Raw genomic sequence first — 25796 nt, 5'->3', positions numbered from 1 at the left:
ACACAAAGGAGCCCCATGATTTCCCTTTCCATCAGCAACGGCATCGCAGAGGTCGTTCTGGACGCCCCGCACAAGCTGAACTCGCTTGATGAGCAGGCGCTGCTGGATTTAACCCAGGCGTACGACGACGCTGCTGCCGCCGCCTCGCGCGGTGAGGTGCGGGCGCTGCTGCTCAGGGGAGAGGGCCGGGCCTTTTGCGCGGGCCGGGACATTGCCGGGGTCACCCCGGAGAGTGACGACGCCGCAGCGTACCTGGGCGGGCTGGTGGAGCCGTTGCTGAAGAAGATGGCCGCGTTCCCGGCGCCGACGTTCGCCGCGGCCCAAGGCGCGTGCCTGGGCGTGGGGCTGGGGCTGCTGCTGGCCACGGATGTGGTGTACGTGGCAGAGAACGCCAAGTTTGGTTCACCCTTCGCCAAGCTGGGCGCCACGCTGGATTCGGGCGGACACTGGTACTTCACGGAGCGGCTGGGCATGCACCGGACGCTGGACCTGATCTACACAGCGGACCTGATCTCGGGGGCCGAGGCCGTGGCGCAGGGCATGTTCAGCCGTGCCATGCCGGCGGCCGAGCTGCTGGACTCCACCCGGGCGATCGTTTCGCGCGTCGCTGCCGGTGCCACCGGGGCGTTCGTTGCCTCGAAGGAGTTGGTGGCGCACATCCGCGACCAGCGCCTGGGCCTGTGGCAGGCCATGCAGGAGGAGAACGAGGAACAGGCACGCCTCTGCAAGACCGCGGATTACGCGGAGGGTTTCCGGGCATTCCAGGAGAAGCGCGAACCCCAATTCCGCGGTGAGTGAGCTTGTCGACATCGAGCTTGGCGAAAACCACCGAAACCTGGTCCACGAAATCATAATTGCCCGCCGCTCCATCAAATTTGTTAAGGTTCAGCTATGACTATGGGGAGAGCTATCACCAAAGCCGTCATTCCTGCTGCCGGATTGGGAACTCGCTTCCTGCCCGCCACCAAGGCAATGCCGAAGGAAATGTTGCCGGTGGTTGACCGCCCGGCCATCCAGTACGTGGTCGAGGAAGCGGTGGATGCCGGTCTCACCGACCTGCTGATGATCACGGGCCGCAACAAGCGCGCCCTGGAGGACCACTTCGACCGCGAGCCCGGCCTGGAGGCTGCGCTGGAGGCCAAGGGGGACAAGGACAAGCTGGGCATGGTGGAGTACGCCTCCAACCTGGGTCCCATCCACTACGTCCGCCAGGGCGAAGCCAAGGGCCTGGGCCACGCTGTGCTCTGCGCCCAGCAGCACGTAGGGGACGAGCCCTTCGCGGTGCTCCTGGGTGATGACCTCATCGATGAGGCTGAGAACCTGCTGGGCGCCATGATGGAGGTGCAGCAGAAGACCGGCGGTTCCGTTATCGCCCTGATCGAGGTTGACCCCTCCCAGATCAGTGCCTACGGCTGCGCGGACATCTCGGTTGTTGAAGGCGAGGACTACGTCCGCGTCAACAGCCTGGTGGAGAAGCCGGCGGTCGCTGACGCACCGTCCAACTTGGCCGTGATCGGCCGCTACGTGCTGCACCACTCGGTGTTCGGCGTCCTGGAGAACACCGCTCCGGGCCGTGGCAATGAGATCCAGCTGACCGACGCCCTGCAGACCCTCGCAGCCGGCGAAGGCGAAGGTTCGGGCGTGTACGGTGTGGTCTTCAAGGGCCGCCGCTACGACACCGGTGACAAGCTGAGCTACCTCAAGGCCGTCATCACGCTGGCGTCCGAGCGTGTGGAGTTCGGTGAGGACCTGAAGACCTGGATGAAGGGCTTCGTCGGGTAGTCTTGGCGTTCTATTGTTTTTGGGAGGCCCGTTGCCGGAAGGCGACGGGCCTCCTTTCTTGCATGGCCAGGAGTGCCACCAGGGCGCCGATGACAGCCCCTGACGTATTGGTCATGACATCTGACGGGCTTGCAAAGCGGCTGTGAAGAAACAAAAGCTGCCCCAGTTCGATGCAGCCGGAAACGAGCATTCCGAAAGCTCCGATTTGCCACCATTTTTTGTTGGGAAATGCCAGGGCGGCTACAAATCCGACGGGAAGAAAGAGGCCAACGTTGGCGGACCGTTCCACGAAGTCATAGTTAAACCAGCGGGGAATACCGTGGTGGTGGAGGAAATTCAACACGATGCCCAGCTGCCCTGAGATGGGCTGGTCTACGGGTGTCGGCCAGAAGGCGACGAGCGCCAACGGAACCACCATGGCCGCGAGGATGAGCTGCCACAGCCGGTGGTTGTTGAGGATTCTCAAAGGGGCCTCAGGACGTCCGTAGAAGGGCAAAAGCGGCGGTGGCGAGGGCGCAGGCCGCGAGGAGAACGAGGAGGGCGTAGCCGAGCACCTGTGGCCGGGGGAGCGGGATGGAAAAGTCGTATTCGCGTGGTGCCCTGCGCCAATGTCTCCCCATAGCCCTAATAGTTACCACAAAACAAGCGTTGGCTTAGCTTGTCGAAGTCAAGGTTGCGGAAACCCGCAGCATCAGCCCCAAAGCAAAAGGTGGGTGCATCTCCGTTTCCGGAGATGCACCCACCTTCTTTGGTGCTAGGAGTTGCTGCGGTTAGGCGGCAACCTCAGCTTTGGCGCGGCGGCGAACCACCACAACGGAGGTTGCGCCGGCGGCCAGTGCGCCTGCGCCCACCAGGGTCCACAGGATCAGGCCGGAGTCGGCGCCGGTGTTGGCCAGGCCGCCCGTGTTGGCCAGCGGAGCGCCGCCGGCGTTGCCTGCAACGGTGCTGCCGCTGCCGCCGGTGTTGGCCAGTGCTGCTGCAACGGTGACGGTGACGGGACCGACGGTTACGCCTGAGGTGTTGCCCTTGGCGGTGATGCTGTACGTGCCAGCTTCGCTGATTGCCAGCGGAACGGAGATCTTGCCCTGGGCGTCAGCGGTCGCGCTAAGCGTCTGCGGAGCCTGGAACACGGGGATCTTGGCGGAGACGGCGGTTCCGCCAGCGTTTGCCGCGCCAGTGGTGGCCACGGTGATCGTGATGGTAATGGTTTCGCCGGGCAGGAAGCCCTGTGCGGTGAAGACGAAGGTCTGGCCCGGTGCGGGAGTTCCGTCAGAGACACCAACCGCCGGCGGAAGTGCCGGGTAGGTTGCGGCCATGGCGGGCGCGGAGCCAACGAGTGCGATTGAGCCGGCAAGTGCGAGTGCGGCGAGTGTTTTCTTCATGTGTGTCCCCCCGGAGACGTTTCAGTTTTGATTACCCGATTTTGGGGAAATGTCCCCTCCACACGAGACCATGTGCAGAACTACGGATAGATATCCCAAGTAGAAGGTACCATCCCGGATAGGTTGTAACCAACCTCAATCCAGTCGGTTTACATAGTGTTAACGCGACCGTCACTGGCCCTGATCGCAGGACGCGTTTTGCGTGGGAAGGACAACGTCCTTTACTGGCTGCACAGTGGGTGTGACAACCAGGTCAGGTTCCGTGTGCTGAACAATTTTTCCGAAAGTGAACTCCACTGTTTTGCTTTGTCCTGGTGCCAGACGCTGAGCCAAGACGCCGACGGGTCGGTTAGCGTGTTGGTAAGGAGCAAACTCTGTGCGATGCCCATCAACGCTCGCGGATTCGATATTGGCCTGGACAGGGCCGTACGCAATTATGTTGCCTTGAACCGATCCAGGAGGCACACCGAAGTAGCCTCCTCCAGTGACGTAGGCGGGCAATGACGTAGCCGCGTCTGCTGGTGCACTGTTAATCGTGGTGACACGGACGGTGGTCTGTTCGTAACCATCCTTGGGGCACTCTCTTACGAGTTGGACCGTGTGCTTGACGTAGTAGTCCATTTTCGCGCCGGTTCCATCGTTAAAGTAAACGCCGAACTGTGCAGGCGAGACACTCGGGCCAGCGATTGAACCGCTGACTGGGTACTTAGCGATGACTGACTGCTCCTCGGAACTTGTAGACCACAGAAGGACGCGTCCTTCTTCCGTGCCTCTGGTAATGCCGGTAATTAGCCCTTTGGCTTCCCCTTTTCCGCCTGAAAGGGCGGCAAATACTTCCTTTGCCACCCCGGCGAAGTAAGCATCTTGTAGTTTGGGTTCCTGTATTTTGGCGTACACGTCCGAAAGAAGTGTGGGCACCACGTTGCTTCCGGTAAGCTCTGTTGGTAAACCTGCAGCCTTAACTGCCTTGAGTTCAGGACCGTTTATAGCGACAGGCCCCGTGGCTTGAAGGATGTAGCTGAGCACGACCGGATCTATGGAAATTACACCGTCAACGTCCTGTCCAGTCTTGGCCTTCCACATCGCGTGTGCTGTTCCGGCAGCTGTAGGGAAGTCAGGGGTGAGGTTAACGTCTTGCATATATTTGCCCAGACGAGATGTGTATATCTGCTGTTGTTGCTCATCAACCGGCAACGTTGGCGCCATGACCCCGAGGTCAGCCGCACTACTCTGAGAACCTAGCGTGAGCTTGCCTTGGTCGAAGGTCAGCACCGCCAGAGCACCTGGTATACCACCTGAGGCTCGGGTCTCGGCGCTGTTTTGGATCATAAGCAAATAGTCTCTGTGACCGTTCGCGCCAAGCATTTGTGGTGCTACGAGTGCGGCGTCAGCGGCAGAATCTAGTGCACCGGACGCGCGGTTCAGCTCGTCCGTGGTTTGGCGTAGAGGATCTGCCACCTGAGGCAGAAGTAAAGACGCATCAATTCGTTCGAGCCTCTCGGACGAGGCACGAACCGCATAGGCGGATGCTGCCACTTTTGGGGCTGCACTCTTGATCGCCTCTAAGTTGTTACCAGTGTTGCTGGGCAGCAACGTATCCCAGTTTAGTGAGTCGTAGACGCTGACTAACGGACTTAGTCCCAAGACAGCGACGTCATCGGAGGCCCGAGCGATCTCCGCTACAGCACTAAAATTCGGACCCGCCAACGGCACGCCGGAGGCCAAGGTCCATAGGGGATCTCCTGCCATTCGTTTTGCGGCTGAGGTGTGCTCACGGATACTGGCGACAGTTCTTTCCGCCGATGTTGCATCGGACTTGGAAATATCCTCTTTCAGCTGAGAAACGAGACTAGCAGCCGTCACCAGTTCAGTCTTCAAGGAAGACGCCCTAAGTCCCAACCAAGCGGCCGCCCCGACCGCAACTAAGAGCAATAACAGGATTGCAACCCAAAGCCTTTTCGAACGCCGTTGACTCTTTGGCTTGGTAGGACGTGCAATGCCGTGCTTCGTGGGCGAATCTTGAGGGACGCCAAAGGCCGTCATCAGGGGCGGCCGAGTCCGCGGTAAGTCCAACCAGCGGCACGCCACTTGTTGGAGTCCAATACGTTTCGCCCGTCGAGAATCCTGGGTGAAGCCACTAACCTCGCCGCGTCGTAAGGATCTAGATCGCGGTACTCCGGCCATTCTGTTAGTAGGAGCAGAGCGTCGGCCCTACGAAGTGCTGCCTCGGTTGACTCTTCGTAGTGCAGTTCTGGAAACCGGCGGGCTGCGTTGGTCAGCGCTTCTGGGTCCGTGACCGTCACGACTGCCCCCTGCAGCTGCAACTGTGCAGCCACGCTCAGTGCTGGTGAATCCCGCACGTCGTCACTTTTTGGCTTGAAGGCCGCGCCGAGCACTGTAAGCCGCTTACCCAGCAGCGAGCCTCCGCATAGCTCTCGAGTTATCTCCACTACCCGTGTTCTACGCCGCATATTGATAGCATCAACTTCTCGAAGAAACGTCAAAGCTTGGTCCGCACCTAGTTCACCGGCACGTGCCATGAATGCTCGTATGTCCTTCGGGAGGCAACCTCCGCCAAAGCCAATCCCTGCGTCTAGGAACTTACGGCCAATCCTGTCATCCATGCCAATGGCATCCGCTAGGAGCGTGACGTCAGCGCCCACCGCGTCGCAAAGCTCAGCCATAGCGTTGATGAAAGAGATCTTGGTTGCCAAAAATGAATTGGCCGCTGTCTTTACAAGTTCAGCCGTGGGCAAATCCATAACGAGACGTGGAGTTCCAGCCTCCAAAGGCGCTGAATAAACCAAGTCGAGTGTCTCAACTGAGGGGTGTTCTTCTGATCCGCCCGTGACGCCATAAACAAGCCTGTCGGGATTGAGGGTATCGGAAACTGCATGACCCTCACGAAGAAATTCAGGGTTCCAAAGCAGATGCGCGGCTGGCTGGGATTCTCGGATTTTCGTTGACAGGCGTGCTGCTGTGCCTACCGGAACCGTTGACTTGCCAACTACCAGGTCGCCAGGTGAAAGGTGGGGTAAGAGATCAGACACGGCCGCGTCTACGTAAGCCATGTCGGCGCCGTTTTCACCCTTCTTTTGCGGAGTGCCCACACAGATAAAATGCACTGCGCTACCTTCCGCAGACGCGATGTCCGAGGAAAATGATAACCGACCAGTTGATTGCACGTCCTTGAGAAGGTCTTCCAAACCTGGCTCGAAAAAAGGCGCTCTAGCAGCCGAGAGTTCTGTGACCTTGCGTTCGTCTACGTCAATACCCACGACTTCATGGCCCAATTTAGCCATACAGGCGGCGTGAACGGCTCCGAGGTACCCGCACCCAATTACAGATATTTTCATTATGAAATCCTTCCGGGAAAGTTTATTAGCAGGGAAGCCTAGTACGCTCCGGTGCTGTGGAAGACGGCACGGAATGTCCTCAGGAGAATGACTAGGTCTCCAGCTAGAGACCAGTTTTCTACGTAGTAAAGATCAAGGCGGACCGAATCCTGCCAAGAAAGGTTTGACCTTCCGCTTACTTGCCACAGACCGGTTAGACCGGGCTTCACAAGCAGTCTTCTCCGAACGTCACGCTCGTAGGCCTCTACTTCGCGGGGAAGGGGGGGACGCGGTCCAACAAGGCTCATTGAACCTACTAACACATTGAAAAGTTGCGGTAACTCATCAAGGCTGTAGCGGCGAATTACCCTGCCAACCGGTGTAACCCTTGGATCGTCGCGTATCTTGAACAGAAGGCCGCTGCCTTCATTCTGGCTAGCTAGGTTCGATATTTGCTGTTCCGCATCAACCACCATTGATCGAAATTTCAGCATGTAGAAAGGCTTGCCGCCTATTCCGACGCGTTCTTGCCTAAAGAGCACAGGCCCACGGCTACCAACTTTGACTAGGACGCCAACGATGATCATTACAGGCGAGGCGAGGACGAGCAGAAAGGTTGAAACTGCTATATCAAATAGGCGCTTTGCTATGTGCTGGCCACCCTCGAGGGTCGGAGTTGTGACATGAATAAGGGGGAGACCTGCTACCTGCTGTGTGTGAATCCGAGGGCCCGCTATGTCCGTGAGTGCCGGGGCCATGATCAAGCCGATATTCTTGGAGGCCAATTCCCACCCTAGATGACGGATTGTTTGTGGGTGCAGCTGGACGCCAGCGGAAACCGCCACAGCGTCGGCGGAACATCTATCAATAGCTTCAAGAATTGACGAAGTATCTGGCTTGTGACCCAAGACCGGCAGCGCGGATGCCACGTGCAGGGATCCCGAATCAGGGGATCCTGGTGTGTAAGCGGCGACGGGGAGGTAACCAGCGTGCCTGGCGCCTTCGAGCGAGGCGGCCAAATGTGCTACGGCGCTCGGTCCGCCGAGTATCAGGAGTCGTGACATGGCGCGCCCATCCTGACGGGCAACGTTTAGGTGCTGTCGGATCAGCCATCTAGCCAACAGAAGCCCTGCCAGGCCAACAGGCAGAGCTATCCCGACGTAACCTCGAGCTGTGTCGACTCTTAGTACGTATGACACGATTGCCAAGAGGCCAAAAAGCCAGAGAGAGGCAGCGGCAACTCTCTTATATTCGTCGGCTCCGGAGCCTAGAATCCGAGTTTGCCGGCTGTTCCAGGCGCCCAACATGAGCCACCACGCTACCCCCAAAGCGACGGACAGCCAGACGTAACTAAATTCTTGGCCCGAGACGACAAAGTCCGGTTCGACTCCAAACCGGACCACAAAAGCTCCCGTCACAGCCCAGGCGACCACCAGGCCGTCAACCACCTTAAGACGCCGAGATGCTACGGCCCGCCAATCAGACACAGTCCCCAAGTTCGATCCCCAAATTGTGCCTCGTTGTGAAATACCGCAAACTGATACTGCGGTCATCATCACACAGGGTACAGCCTTCGAAGGCGCTCTCCGAATGTTGCGCACTGGGGCTTATCCGTCTCGAACCTCGTGTTGTCACTGCCGTTGCTGGACCTAATGACGCCCGTGAACGGTCGAAAGAGTCCTGTTCGACTGGCTACGTATGCGACATGGTCCAAACAGAACGAGGCGAGCCGCCCGTGCTTTTATGAAAGGCGACACATATGTCGGGTCAGATGTTCGTACGGAGGCAGTCTTCAGGACGAATGAATTTGATGTTCTGGTTCCTGCTGATCGCAATGGTCTTGGGTGTACTGCAATTGTATGTCCTGCCGTTTCTGCCCTTGTCGATATGGTGGATCTTGATAATGTCGCCGTTCGTTCTCCTTAGTAAAAAAATAATAGCATTGCCCAAATTTACAATCGCAATCGGGGCAATCGTTCTAATTCAGGCCTTCTCTGCTGCCTGGTCGCCGGATCCACTCCAAGCCATCCGATCAGCCGGAACAACATTCACTCTACTTGTTGTGCTCGTAGCCTCCACAGATGTCCTTACGTTTGCTCCAAATCGATTTCGCAAGGTCTTGGATATCTCGGGGTTGTTCGTCAGTTTTCACGCTGTCTTGATTGCTACTTTCTTCTTATTCCCAAAAATCGAATCAACTTACTTGCGATCTTCGATTGCGCGATACTTTTCCGGAGAAGGCGTCACTCGGATATATTCGGATCTGTTTAACAACGTTGTACTCGACGGGAAAGCGGGTGGATTTTTTGTAAATGGAAACACGGCGTCCATGTTCATGGGCGTTTGTTCGGCCTTGTTCATGGCTTCATTCTTCAAGTTTAAGTCCAAGGCGTATCTGCTTGTGGCCGTCATGGCGTACGCCGGGGCACTGTTGACCGGATCTAAGACAGCGCTATTCATCGGAGTTGCATGGGTGGGGGCATGTGTGCTGCTTTATGCAGCAGCTAAGAAAGCCCATCTCTTCCTTCCAGGTATCATGGTTGCCGTGCTGGGTCTGCAGGCCGGTCTAGCTTATATTCTTGACAAGGTGCCCGAATTTGCCATGGATTCCAGCCACACATTCGGATCACGTCAATTGATGTGGAATGTCGCAATTGATGGCCTTTCGGAAAGCCCCTTTCTCGGCTTGGGTTACGGTGGATGGTTCTCGCAGTACGAAAAGTTTGGAAGCGAAATTGGATTCAGCGTTCGACCCGCTCACAATTTGATTTTGCAAACTTGGCTCGACACCGGCATTCCGGGTGTTGCAGCTCTTCTTTTGTTTTTTGGCGCAATCTTTGCTGTCTGCATTACCTTGTCTCGTTCCGGCCGTGACAGATATTCTGCAGTAGCGTGTTGTTTACTTGCAATGGCTGGGTGGATCTTCATTCACGGGCAAGGCGATAACACTGCCCTGTATGGGGACACCCATTCTCTTGTCTTCTTCGGAGTGGGGCTGGCGCTTCTGGGCTACAGTCAACAATCCAATGATGCTGAAGGGGATTCAGGGCTAACTTCCGACTTCGGGAGATCGGTCAACCGTGAAGTCCACTCGATCGGACGTAGTAGTCGTCGCCACCCACGCCCGGGATACACAGCTCAAAGAACCAAACCAGATGTTCATGCGCGTCACCTGTCGAGTGGAATGTAAGCCGGGAACGGAACAGCCCGCGCCTGATCTTCGCGATCTAGTTCAAACCTGCTGGGTCCTGAAGCTACACACCTCAACCAGGATGAACCTGAAGGCACTCTGCCACAATGTGCCACCCTGTACGACGCCCAGTATGATGATGTAGCCGACCATTTTTGCCGTTCTGGGAGTAGGCCAGGTGGCGTGCTCATATCAGAGCTCTACAGGGGGACCTCGATTGAATTTTAGCGACTATCTACGGGTCATCCGTAGGCACTGGGTCGGAATTAGCGCTTTGACGTTTGTTGGTGTGCTCGTGGGGGGCGTCTCCACGTTTGTAGTCGAACCTACATACACCGCGAGCACGAAACTCTTCGTGGCGATTCAGAGTACGGGGAGTGTCTCTGAGCTACAGCAGGGCAATACATTCAGTCAAGCACGCGTGCAGTCATACATTGAAACAGTCACCACGCCACTTGTCCTCGACCCTGTGATCTCTTCGCTTGGTGTTTCAACCACGTCTGCGGACCTGGCTAAGAAAGTCAAAGCGAGCAGTGAACTCAACACAGTAATCATCGAGATTTCAGCTTCGGACGCGTCACCTGTCCAAGCTGCGGCAATAGCCCAAGGTGTGGCCTCAAGCCTTGTTCAGGTCGTTGACGAACTAGAAAAGCCGAAAACGGGCGGAACCTCTCCAGTTCGGCTGACCATATTGAGTCCGGCTGCTGCACCTGAATCACCGTCGTCCCCAAATGTGCGTAACAACCTCATCATCGGTCTTGTTGCCGGTCTCCTCGCTGGACTCTCCTTCGCAATCATTAGGTTCCTCAGTGACAATACGATCCGGACGGAGGAGGATCTGCGCCGATTGACCGACATCCCACTGCTTGGCGGAGTTGCCTTTGATACTGACGCGGCTAAGTCGCCTCTTATCTCGGACTCGCAAGGCCAGAGCATCCGTGCTGAGGCTTTTCGGCAGATTCGCACAAACTTGCAGTTCGCTCACGTTGGCCAGTCCTCTAGGACCCTGTTGGTGACCTCGTCCACACCGGGGGAAGGCAAGAGCACGACCGCCGCAAACCTTGCAATATCTCTCGCCGAGTCTGGGCAGTCCGTTCTGCTTGTGGATGGAGACCTACGAAGGCCGAAGATCGGTGAGTATCTAGGTCTAGACCGAAACGCAGGGCTGACGACGGCACTGGTTGGGAACGCGGATGTTGAGGACCTTCTCCAACCCTGGGGACCGCAGGGAATGGCGGTCCTGACTTCAGGGCAGATTCCCCCCAACCCCAGCGAACTCCTGGGTTCTGAAGCCATGAAGCACCTACTGATGTATGTGGAGGCGCAATATGACATCGTCGTCATCGATGCGCCGCCGCTTCTTCCAGTGACGGACGCTGCCGTTCTAGCCCAGCACGTGGGAGGCGTGGTGCTAATAATAGAGGCGCAGGCGACTAAAACCGCTGAGATCCAACGCTCGATATCCGCACTCGAGATGGTGGCCGCACCTATACTCGGCGTGGTCCTCAATAGGCTGCCTGTCAAGGGTCCGGATGCCTATTCGTATAGCTATTACGGGTCAGACGTTCAACGGCAGCAGGGCACCCGCCGCAGGGACAGCCGAAATTCAAGCCAGCCGTATTCCACGAACGGATATGGGTCTCTCGAGTCGTCCTACGAAGAAGATGGAATTCATATTTCCTCGCTAACTGGACAACGGTCCCCGGCGCGATTCCGCTCTAGCCGCTTCGCTGATGAAGACTAATACTGCCAGCCACGACGCGCCGTTTACCCGTAACGAGGGAATTCGCTTCCTGATTCGAACGTGCCGGAGCGATTGGGCAGCTAACCCGGGCAATACTAAGGTAAGGGCAGCCCTGGTCCTCTATCGCATATCGAGTTGGTCGCTCTCCCTGCCACGGATGGGGCGGAGACTTTTGTTTCCAGTCCGAACAATATATAAAGTAGCTGTCGGGTGGATCATTGGGATAGATATTCCGCCCGAAACAGTCATCGGGCCAGGCTTGCGAATAATGCATGGAACCGGTCTTGTAGTTCACGGAAAATCGAAAATTGGGCACGATTGTACTCTGCGACACGGAGTGACGTTGGGTATACGAGGGGTTCAAGGAAAACCCGACGGTCCTCCCACCCTTGGAAACAACGTAAATGTTGGGGCCGGAGCACAAATTCTTGGACCGATCATGGTAAGCGATGGTGCCATTGTGGGCGCCGGCTCCGTTGTACTAAAGAGTGTGCCGACCAATGCAACTGTTGTCGGAAATCCGGCGCGTCAGCTACATCGAACGTAGCAAAGCAATTTTATGCACCCTTGATGCATATCGAACTAACTGGGGAATTCACGTGCAAGCTATCACCATCATTCAACCGCACCTGCGTTATGGCGGCGCGGAACGGCAGACAGTACTGCTCGCCAACGAACTGGTCAGTCGAGGCATCACGTGCCACGTTGTTTTACATGAAGCAAAAGGCGGCCTGGTTTCGGAGCTCGCGGAAGAAGTAATTGTTCACGATCTAGGCCTATATAGCCAGATTCGGACCTTGGAGACCGCACGGCGTCTAGCCAAAGTGCTCAATACTATCGAACCATCGTTTGTTATTGTGAAGCTTTGGTCTAGCATCTTAGCTTGCGCTTGGGCGGAAAAGAGGACTCCTCAACATGTCTACAATTACTGCGAAGATCTTGATCCTTCTGATCACGCTGCTTTCATTAGATTTGGCAAGCTAAAACAGGCCTTGATTGGAAGTATTTTCCGCAGGAAAAAACTTCTTTCCGCAAACACGAATACGGTTGCCGACTCCATGCGTCTGCAGTACAACCTGACCAAACCCATTGCAGTCATCTCTAGTGTTGTTGAGCCCGAGCTCGTGAGAAAAAAAGCCAGTGAAGCCAACGTGCCCAATGTTTTTAGCAGAGACAAGCTAAACATCGTGACTGTCGGTTCGCTAATTGAACGAAAAGGCCTAAGAGATACTCTGGAAGGTCTGCGTCAGACCGGTGAAGCTATAAGATGGCACGTCGTAGGGGAGGGGCCTCTCAGGGAATTCCTGGAGACCCAAAGTTGTGAGAACGTGGAGATAATCCTGCACGGTGGAATGCCCAACCCCTACGGAATCATGCAAGCGTGCGATCTCATGGTTCACGGTGCCGTAAGCGAGGCCTTCGGTATTGTGCTGTTGGAAGCGATGGCCGTCGGAACACCTGTTATTGCGGCAGATTCCATAGGACCCACCGAAATGCGCGCTGTATTGGGAGCGAACCCGCATATTCTTGAGCTTTATCGTAAAAGTGACCCACAAGATTTGGCAGAAACAATAAACACGCAGATTGCTCGTCGTGAATCTTGGCCTATCGACGCGTCAGACTACATAAGGCCGTATGTTCTTGACTCTACCGTAAAGGCTTGGGTCGCGCGGGCTGCAGAGTACGGGCCTGTCCGATGAAAAAGATCCTCTGTGTATGTAGCTCCGGCGGGCACTTAGATCAGATGCTTGCAATATTCCCGGCACCGGACGAGTATGAAGTCGTATTTGCAACCTTCAACAAACCGGATGCGCTTGCCAAACTTGAGGGCTATCAAACTTATTGGCTGTATTGGCCCACGAACCGAAGTTTGAAGAATGCAATTCGTAATACTGCCCTAGCCATTCGTGTAATGCGCATCGAACGTCCAGACATCGTAATCAGCACTGGCGCGGCGGCCGCGTTGCCATTTTTTATGGTCGGTAAAGTTGTCAGACGATCTAAGAATGTATTTATAGAGTGTATTGACCGAATTTCCCTACCTACACTGACGGCAAAATTAGTTCGGCCATTTACGGACCTTTATGTATGTCAATGGGAGACCCAGTTGCCTGGGTATTCGGATCGTGTCAATCTGGGAAGGAGTCGCTAGTGATTACGAAGGTGCTCGTTTCTGTCGGTACCCACGAACAGCCCTTTCAGAGACTGCTCGATGGTGTGCGTAGTGCGATTCATCAGTTCCCAAACCTTTTGTTTGTCGTACAGTTCGGGACGGGATATTGGCCCACTATGGCGAATGTGGAGTCAGTTCGATATTTTTCGCATGATGATATGACTTCTCACCTTCATTCCGCGGACATATTGATTTCTCAGGCGAGCCCCGGCAATGTATTTGGGGCTCTTGAACAGGAAACTTGGCCGCTTGTCCTAGGCCGGCGACGAGAGCTAAACGAACATGTTGATAATCACCAGGTTGATTTTGCAGAGGCGGTGGATAATCTCGGACTTGGCAAGAATGTTCTTCAAGCGTCTAATATTTCTGCTGTTCTGCGGGATGAATTAGAGGTTCCAAAGGCTAATCGAGTTGCCAGGTGCGTGCGTGCGACTGCAGATAGTGAACGTAGGGCTTCTCGATTTCACAAAGATTTTTGGGCCAACGTGAATATTCTTGCCAAGGTCGGCGATGAAAAGAGCCAATAGTTCTTTGAGAAGGCTTCTGGGACTAATACGACTTGTCCCGTCGCTCTTTGTATTTACTGTCATGAACCTAGTGGGCAACCAGTCAGTAACGGGTGACGGAGCCTGCGCTGTCTCTCTTACGACTTATTCCAAGCGGACTCGCTGGGTCTTTCTTTCCGTTGAGAGTATTGCAAGGGGAGCAGTTAGGCCGTCCAGGCTCATTCTCTGGATTGATGACGAGGCTATACTGAACGATTTGCCGAGGACGCTGTTACGCCTTCAGCGTCGTGGGCTTGAGATCAGACGCACTAAAAATTATGGTCCGCACAAAAAGTTTTACTCATTCGTCGAATCTGAGGAGAACTTCTATTTGCCCCTGGTGACTGCAGATGATGACATCATTTATCCGCGGTTTTGGCTAAGGGAGCTCCTCCAGTCATATCTTGAGTATCCGACATCTGTGTCATGTTTCAGGGCCCACAGGGTGTCCATTAGCGGTTCTGTCATTGAACCGTATCGTCAATGGGAGCCGTGCTTAGACGATCTTCCCAGCTTTAGTTCTTTTAGCACCGGGGCATCCGGGGCGCTGTACCCTCCCGGTCTTCTGCGGATTCTAAAGGCAAGAGGAACCGACTTTTTGGTGGTCTCTCCTCACGCGGATGATGTGTGGCTCCACGCTTCAGCCGTGGGAAGTGGGTTTCCGACTCGCCAGGTTCATAAGAGTCCGATTGAGTTTCCGGTTATTCCAGGAACTCAGGGACTAGCCCTTTCAAGAAACAATGTTCTCATGGACGGTAACGATCGACAGATCGCGGCTACTTATCGTGAGGAAGATATTGAGCGAATGAGTGGGTAACAGTTCTCCGTCCCTGTAGTTGCGTTTGGTACGGCATGGATGCCAGAGACAGTGGGGTCCTTCAGCCAGGTTTCCATCCCGATTCTATTTAGTGAGGTTTAGGCTTTTGAATACATCGACAGGGGGGGATCCGCGTTCGGTTTCGTCGCGGGTTTTCATCAACGGAGTTGGAAATCTTGTTCCACCCCTGTCGACGCTGTTAATTGCTCCTATTCTTGCTCAAAGCCTTGGGGTAGTGGGGCGGGGTGAGCTGGCGGCGGCAACGGCACCGTACCTGCTCGCAGTTTCAATTGCTACTCTTGGGCTTCCGGAAGCTGTGACTCAGGCGGTGGCCCGGTTTCCGGGTTTGTGGGGAAGCATTGTAAAGCGGACTATATGGATGGTGGTTCTGAGCGGGCTGCTGGCGACGCTTGGCGTGTATTTCTTGGCTCCTGTTTTGAGTGCGGGGAGGTCGCATCTCAGCGATCTAATCGTTATTGTGAGTACCGCGACAGCTCCAGCTCTCGTTGTCGCTCTACTCAGGGGTGCAGCTTCTGGTCTAAATTCTTGGAAACTGGTTGCTTTTGAGAGAATTTTAACCGGCGTCTTTCGGGTCGCAAGCATTGCTGCGTTGGCTTTGGTTGGCCAGCTGACACCACTATCTGCTTCTATTTGCCTTGCCGTTGCTCCAGTATTGTCGGGGACCTCGTATCTATTTCTGGCCAAAAAAGGGGTTCGTGGAGGGGGTCTGAATCCGGCAGCTGCTGTGGCTGTTACAAGGCGTTCTCTTCTTTGGTACGGCTCAAGGGTCTGGTTTGGGTCTATATCGGGCGTCCTGCTTCTCCGAGTTGATCAAGCGATCATGGCTCCGTTGTCAAGCCCGTATCAACTCGGACTTTATGCAATTGCCGTAAATGTCAGTGAAGTACCACTGATAGTTAACACCGCAGTTCGTGAAGTCATGTTCACGTCGGATGCAGCTGAAAGTGATGATCACCGTTTGGTTGCGTCGGCGCGTATCTCAAGTTTTGTTTGCCTGATCATCGGTATTGTTATGGCCGCTACTCTGTTTATCTGGGTCCCTATAATTTTTGGTCGAGAATTCAGTGATGCCATACCCGCCATGTTGATCCTTATTTTTGCCGTTGTTGCTGGGACCCCGGGATCTATTGCTGGTGCCGCTTTGGGTGCGCGGGGAGCTCCTGAGCTACGGAGTTTTTCCCTTACGATAGCGTGCTTCTTGAGTATTGCAGTCTTGTTCGCACTTGTTCCAAGTTTTGGAGCGGTTGGTGCCGCAATTGCCACCTTGGTAGGAAATCTATTTGCTAGTCACGGTAATATTGTTTATGTTCAACGTAGACATAAAATTTGTTGGCGGGAATTTTACGGCGTTCGAATGAACGATTTTGCCATCATGGCGGGTCTGCTACGCAGGCTGCGAGTTCCGCGATAGCGAACTTTTTGGTAGCCTCACTCGTCGCTTGAATCGATGCGATCTTCTGAACTCCGCAGCTTCGCTGCCTTGAAGTTCAGTATGCAGTCTCAGTTTTCGGCTCGTCTTCCACGGAAGTTTGAATTCAAGTACTCATCCGGCGACATCTGAGTACTCTCTACTGGTGTAGTCCGCGGTCCGTGTAAATAGTGTCTTCCTCATGAAACCTGCCCAAAACCCTGGCCGGCACGATGCGGTGGAAGACCCTGACCTTCTTGAACTTATCGACCTGCTGAAGAGGCGTGGCGTCAGCGCGGATTTTGTGTTTCGTGGTCCCGTCATGAGCTTGAGATCCATCGGCCGTCGGATGGCTGCATTTTGGCGTAAGTGACCGTAGTCCTCCTTTCGGCGTGTCTCCCGGCACTGAGCAGACGAACCGGCTTTTACGACGACGGCAGTCGATTGGTTTGATTCCCGAGTGTCGCTACTTTGGTAGGTACAATCGGTCACCAAGGATGTATGCACGCTGCTTTGCCGGAGGTACGGAGAAACAATGTCGGAATGGCTCGAAGTCGGCACGGACAACTATGTCCTTGTTACCGAAGGATCCCTACTGAACACGGGCCTGATCGTCGGCTCCGAGCGCGCGATGGTCATCGACACCGGATGCGGCCCCCGCCAGGGGCACGAGATACTTGATGCAGTAAGGTTCAAAACGGACCTACCTCTCGTAGTCGTCAACACTCACGCCCACTACGATCACTTCTTCGGCAACGCCGTTTTCGCCGAAGCTGGCGTTTCCGAATTCTGGGCCCATCAGAACTGCGCCGTCGAGATAGACCAGCTCGGTGACATCCAGCGTCGGCACGTTGGAACGCTAGAACCAGAGATGGCCGCCGGTGAAGGTCGGAACGTGGAACTCGTGGTGCCCAACGCAATCGTCAAAGACCAGCCCGTGTTGGTGGACCTCGGCGGCCTTACCCCAACCCTGTTCTACCTGGGCCGCGGCCACACAGATGGCGATCTTTTAGTGGGGACGCCCACCACGCTCTATGTGGGTGACTTGGTGGAACAGGGCGCCCATCCTTCCTTCGAAGACTCCTACCCCGAGGAGTGGGCCGACGCGCTCCGGCACATCTCCGCGCTGCGCCACCGGTACGAATTTCTGATTCCCGGCCACGGTAAGCCCTGCAGTGACCAGTTCGTCAAAACCATGGCCAACACCATGACAACCGCTGTTCGCCAAGCCCGTCAGTCCATCCGCGACACGCCGAATGATGCCACCAAAGCCATTCCCGTCCTGCCCTATGGACCCGAACAGTCCCGGTGGTTCATCAAGCGTCTGCAGGAGAACCGCGGAGAGACGAGTCGTGCGTCCTAAGACTCATGCGTGGGTTCCAGCGACTTTCGCGTGACGGATATTTCAACCTAGGTGTCGCCATAGGTCCGGCAGGCGGGAACCTAATTCGTCTCGTTGGTCCCTTAGGTCATCGTAGAATTGCCATCATGAAACTTGGGGGATTCCTTGCACTGTCGGCTGCTCTCGTCCTGACCGGGTGTTCCTCAACTCCACCTCCTGTTTCCGAGCAAGTGCAGAAGGCCTACGATGCCGGGAAGACGCTCCCGCCCAGCACGCCAGCGCCAACGCTTCCACCGCTCGTGCCGCTGAGTATCAAGGCTGGCGACAAAGCCATCTTCCTTGGCGACTCATGGACTTTCGGGCAGCACATCCCTGACTTCAAGCAAGGCTTCGCGTACCTCACGATTGACAAGATGGATCTGGATGGCCAAGTTCTTGGCTTCCCAGGGTCCGGCTTCCTAAACCCAAACAAGCGGACGGAAGGCGACTACCGGCAGCGCATAGCGGCCCTTCCAGCCGATCCCGCACTAAAGCTCATGGTGATTCAAGGCGGGACAAACGACAGGGACCAATCACACTTTGACCTTACGCAGGCCGTTGTGGACACGGTAAAGGCTGCGAAAGACAAGTTCCCCGCTGTACAGGTCGTGCTTATGGGGCCGATGTCCCCCGGCTATCCAAAAGATCCGCGAATCACCATCGTTGACCGCGCAATTTCGAACGGCGCGGAGATATCTGGTGTGCAGTTTGTGGACCCTGATGCCGAGCAGTGGATCAGCGATATCAACAAGGATGCGAACATGGATCCCGCCACCGGTCACCCGACGGTGGCGGGCCATGTTCTGATCGCCAACAAGCTGAAGGATGCCCTCATGGCGAGGACGAAACCAACAACTTAGGCGATGCCCAGAGTTGTGAGGTTTGCGACCCCGACGCGTGCGAAGTCAACGACTCCAGGTCCTGCAGTCATTTTCAGGCCGAGGCTAACGGCGGTTGTCCCGGCAGGCACCTTCCAGCGTTTGCCGAAGTAGCCCCGTGTGACCGCCACTTTGGTGTTGTAGATCAGGTTCAGACTCTGCTCAGTCGAGGCCGCGCCTGTAGCGAAGATCTGGATGCGTGGCCGGCTCGCGCCGTCGGCGGAGAAAATGCCGCTGAACTCCAAGGTATCGCCAACGCTCCATGCGGTTCCGGCCGCTGGAAAGTTGGTAGAGGTTTGCCGTCGCCGCCAGATCTGTGGACATTATTTTGGACATGTTCCCGAGGACTGCCGCACCTGTCGCGATCGATAGCGTGGCGCTCGTGCCCGAATCATCCAGCCACCAGGCACACCTGACATTGCCGTTTCCAGCATGAGTCCCCGGCCGAACACCATTTCTAGCTTGACAAATCCCTGATCCCCGGATGAGCGGAGGGGCGATCGGCGGTATGAGAACCTTGAGCGCATCCAGATGGGCCAGGCCCGCCAGTCCATCCGCGACACCCCCAACGACGCAACCAAGGCCATTCCCGTCCTGCCCTACGGCCCTGAGCAGTCCCGGTGGTTCATCAAACGGTTCCAGGAGAACTGGCGCAGCGGCCAAGACGCCTCGTAACAAACGGCCGTTCACAGCCAATCTTGAGGTTTCCTCCCTATGGTCAGCGCATGAGCCGGCACGGGGGAAGTTACGACGTTCGCTATTCGAAGCGGGATGCACGGCAGCGCAGGCTGCGGTTCATCTCCTACGTGGCACTGGCCGCGTTGGCCGTGGCCACCATCGGGGTGGTCCTGATGGCTGTGGAGCGGTAAGCGCGCCACCGAAGCACAGGACCCTAAAAGCAGTCCTGAGCTGCACGAACACCCATTCTTGAGTCAACCTTGAGGGTGCGCCGCAGGGTAAATTGAGTTCGCCCCGCCAAGGTGGAGGCATGCTCTCACGTCTCCGGGCAGGGAGCGTTGTTCTCACCTGCGCCCTGCTTGCCGCCGTCCCATTCCAGCCCGCCACCGCCGCAGCCGCCGCTCCCGCCGCAGCACCCGCGGAACGCGCCGCCACCCACACCAACCCGGCCACCGCCAACGCCAGCCTGGGCTCCGTCTCGGCCATGCCCGGCCAGTCCGGGCAGGAGCTCGCGGTCCCGGTGGCCCCCGGCCTGCAGCCCGCCCGCATCACCGGCAGCATCGCCGTCACCGGCCAGCCCACCACCGGCACCATCCGCGTCAGCGCCCAGGGCAGGACCCTCCTCGAAGCACCCGCCAAGGGAACCATCGCCCTGGACGCCCCCGTCAGCGCGGCGGACCTCACCGACCACCAGCTGGTCCTGGCCCTCGAATACAACCCCGCCGTCCGGGACGTCTGCACCGCCACCCAGTCCACCGCCACCCTCAGCAGCCTCAGCCTCACCACCCAGGGCACCGAAACCGCGCCCACCACCGTGGCCGAATTCCTGGCCCCCTCCGTACCGGCCATCCTCATCCCCGTCCCGGCCGAACCCGCCACGGACGTCTCCGCCGCCGTCCTCGCCGCGTCCGCCGCCATGGCCCACCGCTACCCTGACGCCGCCCTCAAGCTCGTGCCGCCGTCGGACATGGACGCCCAGGCCGCCGCCCTCCCCGCCGGCTCCCGCATCATCACCATCAGCAGCACGGACGGCGCCGCCAGCACCACGCTCGGCACCCGGGCCGGCCGCCCCGCCCTGACCATCACCGGCACCGGTGAGGGCCTCCGCACCGCCGCCCGCGCCCTGGCAGACACCAAATCCGCCCTGGCGGACGGCGCCACCGTCACCGGCATGACCGCCACCGTCCCAGCCGCCGCCGGACCCGAACAAACCTTCACGGACCTGGGCGCCCAGGCCATCCGGCTGTCCGGCTACGGAACCCAGGAAACCTACCTGGGCGTCAACCAGTCCCAGTTCGGCGGCCCCGTCTCCGCCATCAGCCTCCAGCTCCGCGGCACCCACACCGCCATCCCCACCGGCGGGCAGGCCGCACTCTCCGTCTACTGGAACGACTACCTGCTCAGCTCCCAAACCCTCAACGGCGACACCTTCGACATCACCGCGGACGTCCCCGCCGGCCACATCCAGTCCCGCAACGGACTCCGCCTGCGCCTCACCGCCCTCCCCGCCGGGGGCGACTGCTCCGGCCCCGCGGGCCTGCTCCCCATGGAACTGACCGTGGACACCACCGGCAGCAAACTCACCGCCCAGCGCGGCCACTCCATCAAGCCCGGCTTCGCCCGCTTCCCCCAGGTCCTGGGCACCACCCTCCCCATCGCGTTCGACGCCGGCGCTACCGCCCAGGAAAACACCATCAACGCCGCCACGCTGGCGTTCTCCCTCCAACGCGACAACGACGCCCTCCTGGACGTCCGCCTCACCACCCCCGCCGCCCTGCTGGACTCCAGCGACTCCGGCCTCCTGGTGGGCGCCACCCCCGCCACCGCCGAACAGGCCGGTGCCCCGCTCCGGCTCGCCGGGTTCCGCACCGTCTCCAGCAAGGACATCGAGTACGGCGTGGGCACCACCGCCGCCTACGGCGCCCTGGAAGCCTACGAACACAACGGCCGCAACCTCCTGCTCCTGGGCGGCTGGGCCCCGGACACTGCCGACGCCACGGCGGAGGCAGCAGCCACCCCAGGAACGTTGCAGGCCAGCCTGGCCAGCTACATCCAGCAGCAGCCCGGCGGCTGGAGCTCCCTGTCTCGCAACCTCCTGGTCACCCAGACCACCGGCAACCCCGTGCTGCTGGAAACCAACGCCATCACCCCGCAGGCCGAGGTCACCGACAGTTTCCGGCCGCTGGCACTCTGGCTCGCCGCCGCAGCCGCCGCGCTCATCCTGGCCGCAGGCACCCGGGTCCTGCTCCGCCGCAAGCACCGTCGCACCGCCCGGGCCCACGCCGACGCCCTGGAACAGGCCGCCGCGGACACCGCCCATGGCCAGTGACCTGCAGGCGGCCCCCGCACTCCTGACGGACGCGCCGGCCGGACCGGCGGCGCCGGCGGGGGAGCGGGCCCCGTGGCTGGCCCGCACCTGGACCGCCCTGGGTGCCCCGGCTGCCGGGCGCCGCGTCCCCGGGACGGCCGCCATCGCCGTGGTGGCGGCCGCCGTCGGCTTCCTCGCCTGCCTCTACACCACCGGGCAGGGCAGCAACCTGGATTATTCGGACGCCCAAAGCCACCTCACCATCGCCCGGCGCGTGTTCGACAGCAAAGCCCCCGGCTTCGAACAGCTCGGCACCGTGTGGCTGCCCATGCCGCACCTGCTGCTCATGCCGTTCATCATCAACCTCTGGATGTTCAGCAGCGGCTGGGGCGCCTGCGTGCTGGGTATCATCGCCCTGGCCGCCACCGCCTCCGGGCTGTACCGGATCTGCGCCCGCCTGGGGTACGGACGCACCGGCCGGCTGGCCGCCGTGCTGGTGCTCCTGGCCAACCCCGCCATCCTCTACACCTACACCACCGCCCTCACCGAACCCGTGCTGCTCATGTGCCTGGTGGCCGGCATGGCGGGCCTGGCGCACTGGGCCACCAGCCGCCGCCGCATGAGCGCCGGCGAGCTGGCCGTGTTCGCCGGCATCCCCTCCGGCGCCGCCGTGCTCTCCCGCTACGAAGGCTGGGCGCTGGTCCTCACCGGCACCCTGTTCGTCCTGGTCACCGAGCTCCGCCGCTCCCGCCAATGGCGCGAGGCCACCAAGATGGCCGCGGCCTACGCCATGGTCCCCGCCGCCGCCGTCCTCTGGTGGCTCTCCTATAACTGGGCCATCTACGGCAACCCGCTGGAATTCATGTTCGGCCAGTACTCCGCCTACGCCCAGCAGAAGAACATCACCGACGGCGGCCTGCTCCCCACCAAGGGCAACCTGGGCCTGACCCTCTGGACGTTCCACTGGTCCCTGCTCGAAACCCTGGGCGTGGTGGTGCTCGCCGCCGCGGCCTGCGGCGCCCTGGTGGTGGTGTACCGGCGCGGACTGGCCACCAGCACCCTGCTGGTGGCCGTCACCGGAAGCGCCTACGCCTTCGCCCTGGTCAGCCTCTACCTGGGCCAGACTGCCATCAACAACGACCATTCGCTCCCCAGCACCTGGTGGAACAACCGCTTCGCCCTCACCGCGCTGCCCCTGGCCGCCGTGCTGGTGGCGGCGTTCGTGCACCAGGTGACCCGCCGCCGTCGGACCCGTTCCTGGGTTGTGGCGTTCCTCCTGCTCGCCCTGGCCGGGCAAAACGCGTGGTGGCTGCAGGACCCCGCCGGCAGGATGGCCATCCTGGCCGAGGGCCGCATGTCCCACGATTCCAACACCTACTCCTTCGCCGCGGCCCGCTGGCTGAAACAGCATTACGACGGCGGCGGGATCCTCCTGGACGAAAGCGCCCGCGGGAACGCCGTGCTCCCCATGATGGGCATCCCGCTCGCCAACATCTACAACCGGGCCGCCGGCGACCACTTTGGCCCCGCCCTGCAGGACCCGGCCAAGTACGCCAAATGGGTGCTGGTGAACGTCGAAGGCGAGGACGCGCCCCTGGACTCCGGGTTCACGGACCTGGTGCACCAGGCCATCAGCGCCAGCCCCACGTTCAACGCCCGCTACGCCGTGGTGTTCTCCAGCCCCACGCACCGGATCTACGAAAGGACCGTCAACTGATGGCAGAGCACGCCCCGGTCCTCTCCACCGCCCGCGCCGGTGGTCCCGCCGGTTCCTTGGACGACGGCGTGGGCGTGCAGTCCGTGGCGCTGGGCCAGTCGCTGCTCATGGCAGGGCTGATCACCCCGGAGCAGCTGGACCGCGCCCTGGACCGCGCGAACACCGAAGGCGGCCTGCTGGGCCGGCACATCATCCTGGAAACCGGGCTGAACCGGCGGCACGTCTACCAGGTGCTGGCCGAGCAATGGGATGCGCCCCTGGTGGACCTGGTGCAGCACCCCTCGGACGACGCCCTGCTGGAGCAGCTGAGCTTCACCGAGGTGTCCGAGCCCGGCTGGCTGCCCTGGCACCTGGAGGACGGCGTCCTCACCGTGGCCACCGCCGTCAAACCCAGCGACGAGATCCGCCGCGCCGCGCTCCGCATCCCCGGGGCCGAACAGGTGGTGTTCCGCACCACCACCGACTGGGACATCAACCACTCCATCCAGCGCGCCTTCCGCAACCACCTGCTCTACGAATCCGCCGAACGCCTGGCCGAGGAACAACCGGACGGCTCCGCCCGCACCGCCCTGAACCTGTGGCAGCGGCTCCTGCCCGCCGTCCTGCTCAGCTGCCTGCTGGGCGGGCTGCTCCTCGATGCGCAGCTGACCGTGATCGTGCTGCTCACCGCCGTGAACGTGGTGTTCCTGGTGAGCATCGGCTTCAAGACCCTGGCCAGCCTCCGCCAGCCGTTCGACGCGCTGCATGACAGGGCCGCCGCCAAGGCACAGGCCCGGGAACTGGAGCGGCGCGGCGTGGGGACCGGAGCGCTGGGTGACCCGTCCGGGCTGGCCGGGCGGATCCCGGACGGCGAACTGCCCGTGTACACCATCCTGATCCCGGTGTTCCGCGAGGCCAACATCATCAACAAGCTGCTGGCCAACCTGGGGCAGCTGGACTATCCGCGCTCCAAGCTGGACGTGCTGGTGCTGCTGGAAGAGGACGACACCGAAACCATCGAGGCCGCCAAGCGCTCCCGGCCGCCCGAATACGTGCGGATCCTGGTGGTGCCCCGCGGCGAGCCGCAAACCAAGCCCAGGGCCTGCAACTACGGCCTCACCTTCGCGCGCGGCGAGTACGTAGTGATTTACGACGCCGAAGACCGGCCCGACCCGGGACAGCTCCGCGCGGCCATCGACGCGTTCCGGCAGGACGCCTTCGAACGCCGCTACCTGGCCCCGGACCGGCGCCCGCTGATCTGCGTGCAGGCCGCCCTGAACTACTTCAACGCGGACCAGAACGTGCTCACCCGGCTCTTCGCCATCGAATACACGCACTGGTTCGACTCCATGCTCCCGGGCCTGGACCGCTCCGGCATCCCGCTGCCGCTGGGGGGCACCTCCAACCACTTCGACACCCGGCTGCTGCGGCTCGTGGGCGCCTGGGACCCGTGGAACGTCACCGAAGACGCGGACCTGGGGCTCCGCGCCGCCGTCGAAGGCTACCGGGTGGGCGTCATCAACTCCACCACCTGGGAGGAAGCCTGCTCGCAGGTGCCGGCATGGATCAAGCAGCGCACCCGCTGGATCAAGGGATACATGGTCACCGCGGCCGTGAACACCCGCAACACCGTCCGGTACGTCAAGCGCACCGGGGTGGCCGGCGCCGTCGGCTTCCTGGGCCTGATCCTGGGCACCCCGCTGGCGTTCCTGGCCTACCCGCTGGTGCTCGGCTTCACCGTGGTCACCTATGTGGGCTACAACTTCGTGGGCCTGGTGCTGCCCGAGTGGCTGCTGCTGGGCGGGGTGGTGTCCATGCTGTTCGGCAACGCCATGATGATCCTGGTGTCCGGCATCGCCACCTGGCGGCGGCACGGCTGGCGGATCGCCATCTTCGCGCTGCTCAACCCGGCGTACTGGGTGCTGCACGCCGTGGCCGCGTGGCGGGCGGCCTGGCAGATGCTCTCCAGCCCGCACAAGTGGGAGAAGACCCCGCACGGCCTGGACGAGGAATACCACGACGACGGGCGGTGGTCCGCGTGAGCGCGCACCTTTCCGTGCTGGACCCGCTGACCCTTCCGGTGCTGGACCCCCGGCACGTCAGGGACCTGGGGGAGGAGCTGGACAGCCCCGCCGGCGCGCACGCGTTCCTGGGCACCTACCTGGAGATGCTGCCGGACCGGCTGGCGTCGGTGTGCCACGCCGTCCGCGGTGGCGACTGGGACACCGCCATGGACCGGGCGCTCAGCCTCAAAGTCACCTCCACCATGGTGGGCGCCCTGCAACTGGCGGCGGTCGCCGAAACCATGGAGGCGCTGATGTGCCGGGGCGACTGGGCAGCCGCGGAACCCCTGCTCGAGGTCCTGGCACCCGCCGTCGCCGCCGTCCGGACGGCCGGGGGCGCCGTCGTCAACGGGCTGCTGCACCCCTGACCCGGGGTATTGGGACGGCAGGTGGGC

Annotated in this window: 22 protein-coding genes and 1 pseudogene; 17 read left to right on the top strand and 6 right to left on the bottom strand. The window is 59.6% G+C overall.

Features of this window, described 5'->3' with window-relative positions; all coding sequences use genetic code 11:
- The first annotated feature begins 15 nt into the window (after nt 1-15).
- Entirely contained in the window at nt 16-798 is a 783-nt protein-coding gene (locus QRM96_RS09290) for an enoyl-CoA hydratase/isomerase family protein (protein WP_285319373.1), read from the top strand.
- Nucleotides 799-891: 93 nt separating this feature from the next.
- Complete coding sequence (gene galU, locus QRM96_RS09285; protein WP_285319371.1) at nt 892-1782, top strand: UTP--glucose-1-phosphate uridylyltransferase GalU; 891 nt, start codon at nt 892-894, stop codon at nt 1780-1782.
- A 10-nt stretch (nt 1783-1792) separates the two neighbouring features.
- Here the strand turns inward: galU and QRM96_RS09280 are convergent, their stop codons facing one another.
- The 5 genes from QRM96_RS09280 to QRM96_RS09260 all read right to left on the bottom strand — a co-directional run bounded on the left by QRM96_RS09280 (nt 1793) and on the right by QRM96_RS09260 (nt 8052).
- The gene (locus tag QRM96_RS09280; RefSeq protein WP_285319370.1) at nt 1793-2200 is read right to left on the bottom strand and encodes a VanZ family protein; all 408 of its coding nucleotides are present in this window, start codon (nt 2198-2200) and stop codon (nt 1793-1795) included.
- A 352-nt stretch (nt 2201-2552) separates the two neighbouring features.
- Nucleotides 2553-3164 carry an LPXTG cell wall anchor domain-containing protein gene (locus QRM96_RS09275; RefSeq protein WP_285319368.1) on the bottom strand — a complete coding sequence of 204 codons (612 nt, stop codon included), beginning with the start codon at nt 3162-3164 and terminating at the stop codon, nt 2553-2555.
- A gap of 171 nt (nt 3165-3335) precedes the next feature.
- Nucleotides 3336-5042: a DUF4012 domain-containing protein gene (locus tag QRM96_RS09270; protein WP_285319367.1), complete on the bottom strand. Its 1707-nt coding sequence runs from the start codon at nt 5040-5042 to the stop codon at nt 3336-3338.
- A 164-nt stretch (nt 5043-5206) separates the two neighbouring features.
- The gene (locus QRM96_RS09265; RefSeq protein ID WP_285319366.1) at nt 5207-6520 is read right to left on the bottom strand and encodes a UDP-glucose dehydrogenase family protein; all 1314 of its coding nucleotides are present in this window, start codon (nt 6518-6520) and stop codon (nt 5207-5209) included.
- 38 nt (nt 6521-6558) lie between these two features.
- The gene (locus tag QRM96_RS09260) at nt 6559-8052 is read right to left on the bottom strand and encodes a sugar transferase (protein WP_502934886.1); all 1494 of its coding nucleotides are present in this window, start codon (nt 8050-8052) and stop codon (nt 6559-6561) included.
- A gap of 248 nt (nt 8053-8300) precedes the next feature.
- Between QRM96_RS09260 and QRM96_RS09255 the strand changes: the two genes are divergently transcribed.
- From QRM96_RS09255 to QRM96_RS09220, 9 genes are all read left to right on the top strand, one after another.
- Nucleotides 8301-9689, top strand: coding sequence for an O-antigen ligase family protein (locus QRM96_RS09255; protein WP_285319364.1), 1389 nt, complete (start codon nt 8301-8303; stop codon nt 9687-9689).
- Nucleotides 9690-9867: 178 nt separating this feature from the next.
- A complete protein-coding gene (locus QRM96_RS09250) occupies nt 9868-11433 on the top strand; it encodes a tyrosine-protein kinase domain-containing protein (protein ID WP_350224063.1) in 1566 nt (521 codons plus the stop codon).
- The gene (locus tag QRM96_RS21010; RefSeq protein ID WP_350224062.1) at nt 11423-11980 is read left to right on the top strand and encodes a serine O-acetyltransferase; all 558 of its coding nucleotides are present in this window, start codon (nt 11423-11425) and stop codon (nt 11978-11980) included. The genes QRM96_RS09250 and QRM96_RS21010 overlap by 11 nt, the downstream gene beginning before the upstream one ends.
- Nucleotides 11934-13133: a glycosyltransferase gene (locus QRM96_RS09245; protein ID WP_285319361.1), complete on the top strand. Its 1200-nt coding sequence runs from the start codon at nt 11934-11936 to the stop codon at nt 13131-13133. The genes QRM96_RS21010 and QRM96_RS09245 overlap by 47 nt, the downstream gene beginning before the upstream one ends.
- A complete protein-coding gene (locus QRM96_RS09240; RefSeq protein ID WP_285319359.1) occupies nt 13130-13585 on the top strand; it encodes a glycosyltransferase family protein in 456 nt (151 codons plus the stop codon). Before QRM96_RS09245 ends, QRM96_RS09240 begins: the two co-directional genes overlap by 4 nt.
- Nucleotides 13585-14133: a glycosyltransferase gene (locus tag QRM96_RS09235; RefSeq protein ID WP_285319358.1), complete on the top strand. Its 549-nt coding sequence runs from the start codon at nt 13585-13587 to the stop codon at nt 14131-14133. Before QRM96_RS09240 ends, QRM96_RS09235 begins: the two co-directional genes overlap by 1 nt.
- Before the next feature lie 941 nt (nt 14134-15074).
- Nucleotides 15075-16400: an oligosaccharide flippase family protein gene (locus QRM96_RS09230; RefSeq protein WP_285319357.1), complete on the top strand. Its 1326-nt coding sequence runs from the start codon at nt 15075-15077 to the stop codon at nt 16398-16400.
- A gap of 532 nt (nt 16401-16932) precedes the next feature.
- Nucleotides 16933-17760, top strand: coding sequence for an MBL fold metallo-hydrolase (locus QRM96_RS09225; RefSeq protein ID WP_285319356.1), 828 nt, complete (start codon nt 16933-16935; stop codon nt 17758-17760).
- Between the two features lie 125 nt (nt 17761-17885).
- Nucleotides 17886-18638, top strand: a complete 753-nt coding sequence (locus tag QRM96_RS09220; RefSeq protein WP_285319355.1) for an SGNH/GDSL hydrolase family protein — start codon at nt 17886-17888, stop codon at nt 18636-18638.
- Here the strand turns inward: QRM96_RS09220 and QRM96_RS09215 are convergent.
- On the bottom strand, nt 18635-18901 hold the full coding sequence (locus tag QRM96_RS09215; protein WP_285319354.1) for a hypothetical protein: 267 nt from the start codon (nt 18899-18901) through the stop codon (nt 18635-18637). The two genes, QRM96_RS09220 and QRM96_RS09215, sit on opposite strands and share 4 nt — an antisense overlap.
- A 292-nt stretch (nt 18902-19193) precedes the next feature.
- Between QRM96_RS09215 and QRM96_RS09210 the strand changes: the two are divergent.
- From QRM96_RS09210 to QRM96_RS09185, 6 genes and pseudogenes are all read left to right on the top strand, one after another.
- Nucleotides 19194-19331, top strand: a pseudogene (locus QRM96_RS09210) (MBL fold metallo-hydrolase); the annotation flags it as partial.
- A 50-nt stretch (nt 19332-19381) separates the two neighbouring features.
- Nucleotides 19382-19525 carry a hypothetical protein gene (locus QRM96_RS09205; protein WP_285319353.1) on the top strand — a complete coding sequence of 48 codons (144 nt, stop codon included), beginning with the start codon at nt 19382-19384 and terminating at the stop codon, nt 19523-19525.
- A 119-nt stretch (nt 19526-19644) separates the two neighbouring features.
- Nucleotides 19645-21663, top strand: a complete 2019-nt coding sequence (locus QRM96_RS09200; protein ID WP_285319352.1) for a cellulose biosynthesis cyclic di-GMP-binding regulatory protein BcsB — start codon at nt 19645-19647, stop codon at nt 21661-21663.
- Nucleotides 21653-23359 carry a glycosyltransferase family 39 protein gene (locus tag QRM96_RS09195; protein ID WP_285319351.1) on the top strand — a complete coding sequence of 569 codons (1707 nt, stop codon included), beginning with the start codon at nt 21653-21655 and terminating at the stop codon, nt 23357-23359. Before QRM96_RS09200 ends, QRM96_RS09195 begins: the two co-directional genes overlap by 11 nt.
- Nucleotides 23359-25380, top strand: a complete 2022-nt coding sequence (locus tag QRM96_RS09190) for a glycosyltransferase (protein WP_285319349.1) — start codon at nt 23359-23361, stop codon at nt 25378-25380. Before QRM96_RS09195 ends, QRM96_RS09190 begins: the two co-directional genes overlap by 1 nt.
- On the top strand, nt 25377-25769 hold the full coding sequence (locus QRM96_RS09185; protein WP_285319348.1) for an Hpt domain-containing protein: 393 nt from the start codon (nt 25377-25379) through the stop codon (nt 25767-25769). The genes QRM96_RS09190 and QRM96_RS09185 overlap by 4 nt, the downstream gene beginning before the upstream one ends.
- The last annotated feature ends 27 nt before the right edge of the window (nt 25770-25796 follow it).

This window comes from Pseudarthrobacter sp. lyk4-40-TYG-27 (assembly GCF_030209295.1).
Taxonomy (GTDB): domain Bacteria; phylum Actinomycetota; class Actinomycetes; order Actinomycetales; family Micrococcaceae; genus Arthrobacter.
This window is presented reverse-complemented; position numbering and strand designations above follow the sequence as displayed.

What these genes read in the sequence shown, in the direction of transcription:
- galU (WP_285319371.1), top strand. Translation starts at nt 892, where the DNA reads ATGACTATGGGGAGAGCTATCACCAAAGCCGTCATTCCTGCTGCCGGA.
- QRM96_RS09190 (WP_285319349.1), top strand. Translation starts at nt 23,359, where the DNA reads ATGGCAGAGCACGCCCCGGTCCTCTCCACCGCCCGCGCCGGTGGTCCC.
- QRM96_RS09195 (WP_285319351.1), top strand. Translation starts at nt 21,653, where the DNA reads ATGGCCAGTGACCTGCAGGCGGCCCCCGCACTCCTGACGGACGCGCCG.
- QRM96_RS09200 (WP_285319352.1), top strand. Translation starts at nt 19,645, where the DNA reads ATGCTCTCACGTCTCCGGGCAGGGAGCGTTGTTCTCACCTGCGCCCTG.
- QRM96_RS09225 (WP_285319356.1), top strand. Translation starts at nt 16,933, where the DNA reads ATGTCGGAATGGCTCGAAGTCGGCACGGACAACTATGTCCTTGTTACC.
- QRM96_RS09255 (WP_285319364.1), top strand. Translation starts at nt 8,301, where the DNA reads ATGAATTTGATGTTCTGGTTCCTGCTGATCGCAATGGTCTTGGGTGTA.
- QRM96_RS09245 (WP_285319361.1), top strand. Translation starts at nt 11,934, where the DNA reads ATGCAACTGTTGTCGGAAATCCGGCGCGTCAGCTACATCGAACGTAGC.
- QRM96_RS09265 (WP_285319366.1), bottom strand. Translation starts at nt 6,520, where the DNA reads ATGAAAATATCTGTAATTGGGTGCGGGTACCTCGGAGCCGTTCACGCC.
- QRM96_RS09240 (WP_285319359.1), top strand. Translation starts at nt 13,130, where the DNA reads ATGAAAAAGATCCTCTGTGTATGTAGCTCCGGCGGGCACTTAGATCAG.
- QRM96_RS09290 (WP_285319373.1), top strand. Translation starts at nt 16, where the DNA reads ATGATTTCCCTTTCCATCAGCAACGGCATCGCAGAGGTCGTTCTGGAC.
- QRM96_RS21010 (WP_350224062.1), top strand. Translation starts at nt 11,423, where the DNA reads ATGAAGACTAATACTGCCAGCCACGACGCGCCGTTTACCCGTAACGAG.
- QRM96_RS09275 (WP_285319368.1), bottom strand. Translation starts at nt 3,164, where the DNA reads ATGAAGAAAACACTCGCCGCACTCGCACTTGCCGGCTCAATCGCACTC.
- QRM96_RS09260 (WP_502934886.1), bottom strand. Translation starts at nt 8,052, where the DNA reads ATGACCGCAGTATCAGTTTGCGGTATTTCACAACGAGGCACAATTTGG.
- QRM96_RS09205 (WP_285319353.1), top strand. Translation starts at nt 19,382, where the DNA reads ATGAGCCGGCACGGGGGAAGTTACGACGTTCGCTATTCGAAGCGGGAT.
- QRM96_RS09220 (WP_285319355.1), top strand. Translation starts at nt 17,886, where the DNA reads ATGAAACTTGGGGGATTCCTTGCACTGTCGGCTGCTCTCGTCCTGACC.
- QRM96_RS09280 (WP_285319370.1), bottom strand. Translation starts at nt 2,200, where the DNA reads ATGGTGGTTCCGTTGGCGCTCGTCGCCTTCTGGCCGACACCCGTAGAC.